Source organism: Phyllobacterium sp. LjRoot231 (genome assembly GCF_964253365.1).
In the GTDB taxonomy this organism is placed as follows: Bacteria; Pseudomonadota; Alphaproteobacteria; order Rhizobiales; family Rhizobiaceae; genus Phyllobacterium.
The window spans coordinates 2,412,648-2,423,451 of sequence record NZ_CAXUQT020000001.1 but is presented as its reverse complement, the minus strand read 5'-3'; the positions used below and the strand labels follow the sequence as shown (position 1 = coordinate 2,423,451).

General features: G+C 56.2%; 12 protein-coding genes. 6 read left to right on the top strand and 6 right to left on the bottom strand.

Annotated features, from left to right (window positions below):
* Positions 1–2: 2 nt before the first annotated feature.
* Positions 3–614, bottom strand: coding sequence for a phosphonate C-P lyase system protein PhnH (phnH, locus tag ACSQ3H_RS11870; RefSeq protein ID WP_436117256.1), 612 nt, complete (start codon positions 612–614; stop codon positions 3–5).
* Positions 614–1,096 carry a phosphonate C-P lyase system protein PhnG gene (gene phnG / locus ACSQ3H_RS11865; RefSeq protein ID WP_436117255.1) on the bottom strand — a complete coding sequence of 161 codons (483 nt, stop codon included), beginning with the start codon at positions 1,094–1,096 and terminating at the stop codon, positions 614–616. Before phnG ends, phnH begins: the two co-directional genes overlap by 1 nt.
* Before the next feature lie 90 nt (positions 1,097–1,186).
* Here phnG and phnF point away from each other — a divergent pair, with 90 nt between their 5' ends.
* A complete protein-coding gene (phnF, locus tag ACSQ3H_RS11860) occupies positions 1,187–1,936 on the top strand; it encodes a phosphonate metabolism transcriptional regulator PhnF (protein WP_436117254.1) in 750 nt (249 codons plus the stop codon).
* A gap of 1 nt (position 1,937) precedes the next feature.
* On the opposite strand, the gene ACSQ3H_RS11855 is transcribed toward phnF, so the two are convergent.
* Positions 1,938–2,552 carry a pyridoxamine 5'-phosphate oxidase family protein gene (locus ACSQ3H_RS11855; RefSeq protein ID WP_436117253.1) on the bottom strand — a complete coding sequence of 205 codons (615 nt, stop codon included), beginning with the start codon at positions 2,550–2,552 and terminating at the stop codon, positions 1,938–1,940.
* A 135-nt stretch (positions 2,553–2,687) separates the two neighbouring features.
* Between ACSQ3H_RS11855 and ACSQ3H_RS11850 the strand changes: the two genes are divergently transcribed.
* Positions 2,688–3,605 (top strand): sugar kinase, encoded by a 918-nt coding sequence (locus ACSQ3H_RS11850; RefSeq protein WP_436117252.1) that lies wholly within the window; start codon positions 2,688–2,690, stop codon positions 3,603–3,605.
* Here ACSQ3H_RS11850 and ACSQ3H_RS11845 read toward each other — a convergent pair.
* The 3 genes from ACSQ3H_RS11845 to ACSQ3H_RS11835 form a co-directional block, all read right to left on the bottom strand.
* A complete protein-coding gene (locus tag ACSQ3H_RS11845; RefSeq protein ID WP_436117251.1) occupies positions 3,602–4,627 on the bottom strand; it encodes an aldose epimerase family protein in 1,026 nt (341 codons plus the stop codon). The genes ACSQ3H_RS11850 and ACSQ3H_RS11845 overlap by 4 nt on opposite strands.
* 5 nt (positions 4,628–4,632) lie before the next feature.
* Positions 4,633–6,090 carry an NAD-dependent succinate-semialdehyde dehydrogenase gene (locus tag ACSQ3H_RS11840; RefSeq protein WP_436119423.1) on the bottom strand — a complete coding sequence of 486 codons (1,458 nt, stop codon included), beginning with the start codon at positions 6,088–6,090 and terminating at the stop codon, positions 4,633–4,635.
* 131 nt (positions 6,091–6,221) lie between these two features.
* Complete coding sequence (locus tag ACSQ3H_RS11835) at positions 6,222–7,181, bottom strand: AEC family transporter (RefSeq protein ID WP_436117250.1); 960 nt, start codon at positions 7,179–7,181, stop codon at positions 6,222–6,224.
* Positions 7,182–7,283: 102 nt separating this feature from the next.
* Between ACSQ3H_RS11835 and ACSQ3H_RS11830 the strand changes: the two genes are divergently transcribed.
* The 4 genes from ACSQ3H_RS11830 to ACSQ3H_RS11815 all read left to right on the top strand — a co-directional run bounded on the left by ACSQ3H_RS11830 (position 7,284) and on the right by ACSQ3H_RS11815 (position 10,779).
* Positions 7,284–7,871, top strand: a complete 588-nt coding sequence (locus tag ACSQ3H_RS11830; protein WP_436117249.1) for a histidine phosphatase family protein — start codon at positions 7,284–7,286, stop codon at positions 7,869–7,871.
* Positions 7,872–7,977: 106 nt separating this feature from the next.
* Positions 7,978–8,259 carry an acyl carrier protein gene (locus ACSQ3H_RS11825; RefSeq protein ID WP_008123430.1) on the top strand — a complete coding sequence of 94 codons (282 nt, stop codon included), beginning with the start codon at positions 7,978–7,980 and terminating at the stop codon, positions 8,257–8,259.
* Positions 8,260–8,305: 46 nt separating this feature from the next.
* On the top strand, positions 8,306–9,490 hold the full coding sequence (locus ACSQ3H_RS11820; protein WP_436117248.1) for a beta-ketoacyl-ACP synthase: 1,185 nt from the start codon (positions 8,306–8,308) through the stop codon (positions 9,488–9,490).
* Between the two features lie 11 nt (positions 9,491–9,501).
* Positions 9,502–10,779 carry a beta-ketoacyl-ACP synthase gene (locus ACSQ3H_RS11815; RefSeq protein WP_436117247.1) on the top strand — a complete coding sequence of 426 codons (1,278 nt, stop codon included), beginning with the start codon at positions 9,502–9,504 and terminating at the stop codon, positions 10,777–10,779.
* Positions 10,780–10,804 lie beyond the last annotated feature (25 nt).

Here is a 10,804-nt window from a genome sequence, read left to right as displayed (position 1 = left end):
GCTCACGCCTCCTTTTTCGAAATGCGGGTCGTGCGGGGCAAGGCTGCGAGCGCGTGCTTGCCCGCGAAAATCAGGTCGATACCGCGCGGAAACGCGCCGCGATTTGCTGCCCATTGATCAACGAACATCCTTGGCAATTGGCTTGGCGCGAACGCTTGCGTGTCCTTGATGCCCGGACCCTTCAGCATCAGTTCTTCCGGCCCATTGAAACCGTCGATCTGGAGAATAATTGTGGTCGAGCGATCCGGATATTCCGACGTTCCTTTGGCAAACGATTGGAACGACGGCATCGTTTCGATGTCGCTGATCAGGGCAAATTGCGCGTCCGATGGGTTCGAAGTTAGCTCAAGCCCAGAATGGAACTTCAGCCAGCCAATAGCAGCCTCCGAGCCGATGATGGATTTGTCGCACCACACCATCGCATCATGATCAAACAGAGTAGCTGCCACCGATGCTGCAACAGAGGAAATCGGCGATGGAGCAGCCGTAAGATTGCCAATCTCGATGACGCGGCCGGGATTGGCCATGGCGTCCATCAGAGCCCGAAAGACCTCTTGCGAATTGAAGACTGCATCGCTGAAGCCGCCCTCATAAACCTGTGTCACTGCGCGCATCAATTATCACCCCGCACCATTGTGAAGAAATCGACCTTGGTCGCGGCCGTCTCGGCTCGTCTGTCTTCGAGATTGTCATTGAGACGTTGCGCAATGGGAGCAAGGATCATGTCCTCAACTGCCTGACGATAGGCCGGTTCCTGCCAGAGCGCGTCAAAGATGGCCGCAAGACGAACCTTCTCGCTCGAACGTCCGAGCGCATAGGCATGACCGACAGCGCCGCTGCCGAGCCGCACCGTTGCGCGCGTCACAGTCGCCTCACCGAGATTGAAAGGAGCGCCGCCACCGCCGATGCGTCCACGCACCATCACGAGGCCCGTTTCCGGCCCACGCAACGTCTCGATTTGCGGCTTGTCCGCCCAATGCGTCCAGAAATCCTTCATCTCCTGCACAGTTGCCTGCGCCAGCAAGGCCATGGCAGCCTTGCGCCCGAAATCAGGTTCGCCAGCAATTGGAGTGGCACTTGAATTTTCGTTGCCCATTGACACCTCACTGAAATTTGTCTAGTTATCTATACAATCAGACAATATATATGTTTATAAATCAGGTCAATGACAGGAGCATGACAAAGCGTGACATCGGCGCGATTCATTACACGCAACAGCGGGGTAGCTATCTGGCGTCAGATCGCGGATCAGATCAGGGGCGATATCTCGGCGGGAAAATTGGCAAATGGCACGCGCATGCCGCCTGAGGTCGAATTGGCGACACGTTTCGCGGTCAATCGCCACACAATTCGCAGTGCGATAGCGGCACTGACCAAGGAGGGTGTCCTGCGAGCCGAACAGGGACGCGGTACTTTTGTCGCCAACAGCAAGAAGCTCACTTACCGCATCGGCGAGCGCACGCGTTTTTCACAAATCCTGTCGACCCAAGTGCGTGAAACCAGGGGTATACTGCTTGCCCATCGCGTTGAAGAAGCGCCTGCCGAAGTTGCTGAAGCGCTGCATATGCAGTCGGGGCAAGTGGTCAGGATCGACACGATGCATACTGCCGACGGCAATCCGGTTTCCTGCGCTACGGCTTGGTTCGATGCAGCACGCGTACCAAATGTTGCGGAGGATTATCGTTCATCCGGTTCGATAACATTTGCTCTTAAGGCTGCGGGAATTGACGATTATCTGCGCAAATCGACAGTCATTGCAGCGCGCCATGCCGAAGCAGAGGAGCTACGGCACCTGAAACTCTCGCCTGGTGCAATCGTCCTCGTCGCTACCGCCATCAATGTCGATGTCGAAGGCCATCCAATTCAATATTCAAAGACCCGCTTTGCAGCTGATCGGATGGAAATTGCCATCGACAACAATAAGAATGCTGGCTGAATTACCACATTGTTTTTGCGGCGCGCTCCGGCCATTCGCGATCATACATCTCTCCGCCTACTCTATCTTCGCTGAGAGCAGCCAGTATCTGGCCGGGCGTTGGAAAGTCCTTCGGAGAGCGGTGTTTTTCCGGATTCCACAATTCCGAGCGGATCAACGCACGGGCACATTGAAAATAGGCTTCTTCCACTTCGACGACAGTGACAGAACGCGGGGCTTTGCCATCAACGATGAAACTATCAAGCAGTGTCTGATCGGTATCGACAAATGCACGCCCATTGACGCGAAACGTTGTGGTCAGCCCGGGAATGAGGAAGAGCAATGCGACGCGCGGGTCCCGAATAATGTTGCGGAGCGAGTCAACGCGGTTATTGCCGCGGCGGTCCGGCATCATCAAGGTCCGTTCGTCATGAATCCGCACGAAACCCGCAAGATCACCACGCGGCGAACAATCCAGACCTTCAGGACCACTTGTCGCCAGCGCCACGAAAGGTGAGCCTTCGATCAACTGCCGATATTCCGGCGTGATTCGAGCTGCAACCTTGGCTGTAGATGCATCGGTGATGCCGCCGCCATAGATGGCTTCCAGCTGTTCAATCGTCGTGATTCGCGACATTCAATTCTCCTTCAAGACGTATTCGCCGACTAACATGGCATGACGAAGTGATTATGACAGTTCGCGTTTTTATGAAATGACAGCAGCAATACACTCGTATATCAGTCGCAGCCGACCGGAGTAGTGGAGGATTTCATGAGCGGATTTGCAGCCATTGGCGAGTGCATGATCGAATTGTCCGGCGCCAATGGCGATCAGTGGCGCATGGGTTTTGCAGGTGACACGCTCAACACCACATGGTATGTCCGCGCCCTCACTGAAGCGGACTTCGCTGTCGATTATGTTACCGCTTTTGGTGATGATCCCTTCTCGGTCAAACAGCGCACATTCCTGCGTGATAACGGCATTAACACCGCCCATAGCCCGATCATCGTTGGCGCGCGCCCCGGCATTTATGCCATCACGCTAACCGGCAGCGAGCGCTCATTCACCTATTGGCGCAACGACGCTGCAGCGCGGCACCTCGCTGACGATCCAGATGCCTTGGCGAAAAGTCTCGACGGTCGGCAGATTATTTATTTTTCTGGCATCACGATGGGTATTCTAAGCCCCAAAAGCCGCCAGAATGTCCTGAACGCCGTCAGTAATGCACGACGTCAAGGTTCGCTCGTCGTCTTCGATGCCAACTACCGCCCCCGCCTGTGGGAAAATGCCGATACCGCGCGGCAGGTTTTGAGCAATGCGTTTCACGTCACCGACATCGCTCTACCAACTTTTCCGGATGAGAATGCACTGTTCGGCGACGCAACGCCCGATGATACCGCTGCCCGCATCGCAAGCTATGGCGTGCGCGAGATCGTCGTCAAGGATGGAACGGAGCCGGCGCTCGTCATTGCCGGTGGAACGCGCACCGAGGTGCCCGCCTCGCGCGCCAATGCAGTCGACACGACGGGCGCTGGCGACAGCTTCAACGGGGGCTATATTGCCTCGCGCCTCGCTGGTCTCGATCCGGTCACCGCAGCAACCAACGCACACAAAGTCGCTGCACGGGTGGTAGAGTTCCATGGCGCGCTCGCCCCGATGGACGAAGCGCGCAAAGCGTTCAAAGCCTAGCCTTTCGCCCTATTGAAACTGTACTTGGTCATTTGGCTGTAGACTTCGTCGGGACGCAGGATGGCCCGTGGAAAATAAGGAAAGTGCGTGGAGTCAGGCCAGGTCTGTGCCTCGAAGCAAAGGCCTGCGTAGTTGTCGTAGGTCTTGCCGGTCAAGCCAATGGGTGGTTTTCCACCCAATGTGTTCGCCGCGTAGAATTGCACGCCGGGCTCGGTCGTCGATACATTCATCTCCACGCCAGAATGGGCGCCCTTCACCGAAGCGACAAGGCATAGCGGACGGCGCTGGCTGGCAAGACAGAAATTGTTGTCGTAGACCACCTGCTTGCCCTCCACTTCGTGCCGGACGGCTCGATATTCGCGGAAATCGTGCGCTGTCCCGGCGACCGGCATAACGCGTCCGTCGGGAAGAAGATCACCATCCACGGGAAGATAGGCCTCGGCATCGATCCTGACCTGATGGTCGAGCGCCTCGGTTGCGCCGCCATCATCGAGATTGAAATAGCTGTGATGTGCAAGGTTACAGATCGTCGGCTTATCTGTGACCGCATCCAGACGAATCACAAGCGTTCCCTTTGATTCCAGCATGTAGGTACACGTGATCGTCAGATTGCCGGGAAAACCCATCTCGCCATCACCGAGTTGGACCGTCAGCGTGACGTAATCCGGTCCGATCGCGACGACATCCCAGACGCGCTTGCCCGCTCCGTGGCTACCGCCATGAATATTATGCCGGCCGTGGAAATTTTTCTCCAGCGCGTAGGTCTTGCCATCGATCGTAAGTTCACCGTCACGAATGCGGTTGATGGAACGGCCGATCGTCGCGCCGAGGTACGGGGAGTACGCAGGATAATCGGCAAAATCCCGATAGCCCAGCACCAGCGGATGTTCGTGCCCCTTGAGGCGCAAATCCTGAATGACTGCTCCCCATGTCAGCACGTTGGCGGTTAGTCCACCACCCGAAATTGTAATGCGGTGGACTGCCTCGCCCGCAGGCGTGTGGCCAAAAACTTCTGTATTCATTTAACCTAAAGCCCCAAACCACCAACGCAGACATATTTTGTGTCGAGATAATCTTCGATGCCCTGATGGCCGCCTTCTTTGCCGAGACCCGATTCCTTCAGGCCGCCGAAGGGGGCTTCCACCGTGGTGATCATGCCTTCATTGACGCCAATCAGACCATATTTCAGCCCCTCGGAAACGCGGAATACGCGGCCGAGATCCTGCGTGTAGAAATAGCTGGCAAGCCCGAACTGCGTATCGTTGGCGAGGTCGATTGCTTGCTGTTCGGTCTCGAACTTGTAGACCGGTGCGACTGGCCCAAAGATTTCTTCCTTGGTGAAGAGCATTTCTGGCGTCGCGTCACCAATCACGGTGGGCTCGAAGAAACTTCCGCCGAGCGCATGACGCTTACCGCCGGTAATGATCTTGCCGCCCTTCTGTTTGGCATCGGCAATGAATTCTTCAACCTTTTCGACGGCCTTTTCATCGATCAACGGGCCCTGCTGCGTTCCGTTTTCAAGACCATTGCCGATCTTGAGCTTCTCCGTGGCGGCAGCGAACTTCTTGACGAATATGTCGTAGATGCCCGCCTGCACAAGGAACCGGTTGGTGCAGACACAGGTCTGACCGGAATTGCGGAATTTCGCAATGATCGCCCCATCGACGGCGCGGTCGACGTCCGCGTCATCGAAAACGATAAACGGTGCGTTACCGCCAAGCTCCATCGAAACTTTCTTGACAGTATCGGCAGCCTGCTTGATCAGGATTTTGCCGATCTCCGTCGAACCGGTGAAGGTGATCTTGCGCACCAGCGGATTGCTGGTGATCTCGCCGCCAATTTCGGTGGCAGAACCAGTGAGAATATTGACCACGCCTTTCGGAATGCCGACTTCTTCGCAGAGCGCGCCCCAGACCAGACCTGAATAAGGTGTCTGTGTGGCAGGCTTGACCACCGCCGTGCAGCCGGACGCCAGTGCCGGACCAATCTTGCGCGCAAGCATAGAGGACGGAAAATTCCAAGGTGTGATTGCAGCGATGACGCCCACCGGTTCCTTCGTCACAAGAATTCGCCGATCCGCCCATGGCGAAGGCACAACATCGCCATAAGTGCGGCGTGCTTCCTCGGCATACCAGAGGATATAGGCAGCCGACATGCCGACCTCGCCCTTGGATTCGGCAAGAGACTTGCCCTGTTCGAGCGTGAGCAATTCGGCGAGCGCATCCTGATTATCCAGAATGGCATCATGCAGTTTGCGCATCAGTTTCGAGCGTTCAAGCACGGATGTCTTGCGCCATGTCTTGAAAGCCTCAGCAGCAGCATTGATCGCGCGTTGCGTCTCGGCCTTGCCCGAATTTGGCACGGTACCGATCTTCAAACCCGTAGCAGGGTTGATGACGTCGATAGTCTTGCCGGAATCGGCCGCCACCCACTCACCATTGATGAGGTTTGCCTGCTTCATGAACTGGCTGGATTTCTGCAACATCATATTTCTCCCTGTGTTCGAAGGGTTATTGTTGTTCGTGAGTTCCGTGAAGGATAACCCTGCACTGCGCGAGGCAATGCGCCCTAGTGAAGGCGATTTCCTACCCTGCTCCTTTTTGGCCAAAGCTGCAACTATCCGAATATGCGCGTCACGACTGAGATCCAGAACGCCAATGTCAGCGCTGAGAGAGCCGTCGCCATGACCATGGAATTCGAGGCCAGAGCCTGTCCGGTACCGAACCGCGTGGCAATGAGATAGGAATTAACGCCTGCGGGAAGCGCAGCAGCAGCCACGGCAATTTTTGCGGTGAATGGCGGCAGTCCGATGAACCAAGCCGCGCCAAGCACGACGGCGGGCATGAGGAACAGCTTGATCGCAGACATCGTCAGCGCCGCTGCAATATTGCCGGAAACGCCGAACTTCTTCAGCCCCATGCCCATCGCGAACAGGGCAACCGGCCCCGCAACGCTCCCCAATGTCTGGATCAATGAGTCGGCAACTTCGGGCATCTGAATACCCGCCAAGCGCCAGATCCAACCGGCGAGTATTCCCAAAACAAAGGGATTGTGCAGCAAGCTCTTAAAGAATGAGGTGACAACCGCTGCCCAATGGCTCTCGCCTTTGAACACACCGTCGCGACGCATTGCGAATTCATGCAGCAGCGAGATCGACGCGGCCATCATGATCGGCATGTGGATCGCAACGATGAGGGACAGAATCGCAAAGCCTTCCTGACCGAAGACTCCAAGCATGAGCGGCATGCCAAGAAAGACAAGGTTGGAAAATGCACCGGAAACACCCGCCACGACGCCAGCGCGGTTGTCCCTGCCAAAAAACAATTTGATCGCAATATCCGACGCGGCCCAGGCGATAATCACACCAATGAAGTACGCGATCCACAAAGACCACGGTGCTGTGCCGTGAAAATCAGCCGTCACCATAGTCCTGAAAAGCAACAAGGGTGCCGCAATCATGAAAACGAAATCAGACAGCCCGTCACCCACCCGCTCATCCAGCAGTTTGAAATGTGCTGCTGCGTAAGCGATGGCAATCACACCAAAAACGACGATGATTGTTTGAACGAGACCCATCGCCTTCCGCAATAGGCTGGCAAATCAGGCAGTGCAAGACGTTACGGCCCCATCACTTTATTTTTCTTGAACAAATCACCATCTCGACTGCTAAGGAGAGTGATGTTGAAGCAATTCCGCCCCTGGGCAATTTCTGTATTTGCGCTGCTGCTAAGCGTACTTTTTGCAGTTCCGCACGCATACGCAACAGATGCTGCCTGGGCGAGAGTGCAGCGAGGCGGGTACACTATCCTCATTCAAGGTGCCGACTCCTCTGGTACCTTGAGTCCCAGCCTGGATAACTCAGTCGATTGTTCCGCTACGCAAACGCTTTCCGATCGTGGACGCCAACTGGCCCAAAAACTCGGGGCGCGCTTTGCTGCCCGCAGCGTGCGAATCGACAAGATACTCACCAGTTCGACCTGCAATGCGCGGGAAACCGCGCGGCTGTCGTTCAACTCAATCCCCGCCGAGATATTCAAGCCGCTCGATCCATTGCCCGCTGACGAAGCTGCCAAACGATCCCAGATCGAGCAGATTCGCGCAACGATCGCCGCATTCAGGGGTCCAGGCAATCTGGTAATGATGGCTGACCGCGCCAATATAATAGCGTTGACAGGCATTACTCCACGCCCAACCGAGGCCGTTGTGGTTTCTAAAGCTGAAGAAGGTGAAACGATCCACATCGCCGGAAGAATCATATTCGACTAATCACAGCGCAGCTTTGGTCTTTCCCTAAGCCGTGAAAAACGCTAGATACCGGCTTCATTAGACATCAGTGCCTTCGTCCGAGGCACGATAAGCAAAGGAAAATCAATTGTCCGATACATTCGACAAGGTCGCCGATATCATTGCCGAAACCAGCGAGATCGACCGCGACTCCATCACGCCGGAGAGTCATACAATTGACGATCTCGGCATCGATAGCCTTGATTTCCTCGATATCGTTTTTGCGATCGACAAGGCCTTCGGTATCAAGATCCCACTCGAACAGTGGACGCAGGAAGTCAATGACGGCAAGGTTCCGACCGAAGAATACTTCGTGTTGAAAAACCTGTGCGCCAAGATCGACGAACTCGTCGCCGCCAAGAAAGCCTGATTTTCCTACCTAACCGGGTACACCGTATAAACGGTGTTGCGAGACAATGCAGAACAACACCGTCGTTATCACTGGTATCGGACTGATTTCATCACTGGGCGAAGGCGTCGATGCCCATTGGCAGGCCTTCAACGGCGAGGCTGAGCCTCGCATCGACAGCGAGACGTTCAAACCCTACACCGTCCATCCCCTGGGCGAAGTCGACTGGAACAATCAGATTCCCAAGCGCGGTGACCAGCGGCAAATGGAAACCTGGCAGCGTATCGGAACCTATACGGCTGGCCTCGCGCTCCAAGACGCGGGTATCAAGGACGACGAAGCGCTCTGCTCCACGATGGATATGGTGGTCGCAGCAGGCGGCGGCGAACGGGACGTTACCGTTGACAAGCAGATTCTGGCCGAGGCGCGTGTCCGTAATGATCTCGGCACGATGCTGAATGAAAAATTGACGACAGAACTCCGACCTACACTGTTCCTGGCACAGCTTTCAAACCTGCTGGCCGGCAACATCTCTATTGTTCATAAAGTAACAGGCTCGTCGCGCACCTTCATGGGAGAAGAAGGTGCAGGCATTTCAGCGATCGATACGACGGTTGCACGCATTCGTTCCGGCCAGAGCACACATGCGCTCGTTGGCGGTGCCTATAATTCCGAACATCCAGATATGCTGCTTGGCTATGAATTGAACGGCATGCTCAAGACCGATGGTTGGGCGCCTCTCTGGCAGCGGGAAGGTACAGCAGGTGGCGGTATCGTCACGGGCTCGGGCGGGGCATTCCTCGTCCTGGAAAGTGCTGATCATGCAAGAAAACGTGGCGCACGCGTTTATGCTGCCATTGACGGCATCTACAGCGCGCAAATTCGCCGCAGCCGTGATGATCTGAGCCAAACGGTCGCCAAGCTGGTCGGTGCCGCCAGCGCAGACAAGGCTGCCGATCTGATCATCTCAGGCGCCACCGGCGCGAAAAATATAACGGCAGCCGAAAAAACAGCGCTCGATACATTCTCGAGTTCGGTGGTGCGTGGCGTGGCGGGCAAACTCGGCCATGTGCGCGAGGCGCAATTCTCTCTTGTCGTCGCGCTTGCGGCACTGAGCGTCTTCAAGGGCTCTGCCTTCCCGCCAGTCGATGCCGAAAACGAAAAAGCTGGACCGTCCAGCATCGACACCGCGCTGGCAACTTCCATTGGCGGGACCCGCGGCGAAGGCGTTGCCCGCCTGGTCAAAGTTTAAGGGATATTTCCATGTCCAAGTACACTGATCATCTCGGCCGTCCCCTTGTTGCCATCACCGGTCTCGGGGTTGTTTCTTCACTGGGACAAGGCAAGGAAGAGAACTGGGCGGCACTGACTTCCGGCACCTCCGGCATTCACACGATCACACGTTTTGCCCTCGATAATCTGCGCACACAGATCGCCGGGACTGTCGATTTCCTTGAGGAAAGTACCAAGGGTGCGTCGGCGTTGTCGCAGAAGCTAGCCTCGCTCGCAGCCGAGGAAGCGATAGCGCAAGCCGGATTTCCGATCGATGACTTCGGCGGCCCACTTTTCTTGGCAGCACCACCGGTGGAGCTCGAATGGCGCAACCGTTTCGCTCTCGACGCTTTGGTAAAATCCGAAGGCGAGCCCGGATATGATCTGCTGCTAGCCGCATGCCGTCGCGGCCCGCAGGTCGACATGTTCAACACCGTCGAATTTGGCTACATTGCAGAATGCCTGGCGGATACATTCGGTACGCGCGGCCTGCCGGTTACGCTTTCCACAGCCTGTGCTTCGGGTGCAACTGCTATTCAGCTCGGCGTGGAAGCGATCCGTCGCGGCGAAAGCCACCGCGTCTTGTCGATCGGTACTGATGGTTCAGTCTCCGCCGAAGCGCTGGTCCGTTTCTCGTTGCTCTCTGCCCTCTCAACTCACAACGAGCCGGCCCACAAGGCTGCAAAACCGTTTTCCAAGGACCGCGACGGTTTCGTCATGGCCGAGGGTTCCGGCGCGCTGGTGATGGAATCGCTCGAATCGGCCGTTGCGCGCGGTGCAAATATTCTCGGCATCATGCGCGGTTGCGGCGAAAAGGCCGATGACTTCCATCGTACCCGTTCGAAGCCGGACGGTTCGCCTGCCATCGGCGCAGTCCGCGCCTCGCTGGAAGATGCAGGCATCAAGGAAGACGCGATCGACTACATCAACGCGCACGGGACATCGACTCCGGAAAACGACAAAATGGAATATCTGGCGCTGTCCACTGTTTTTGGCGACCGCATTTCATCGCTTCCCGTGTCGTCAAACAAGTCGATGATTGGGCATACACTGACTGCCGCCGGTGCCATCGAAGCCGTATTCTCTGTGCTGACCATTCAGACCGGCACGATCCCGCCGACGATCAACTACGACAATCCGGATCCGGCAATTGTCATGGATGTCGTTCCCAACGTGAAGCGCGAGGCAAGCGTCTCATCGGTGCTTTCCAGCTCATTCGGGTTCGGCGGGCAAAATACGTGTCTTGTCATGACGGCAGAACCGAACTAATCCGTGGCCTGAATAAGGAAACGGA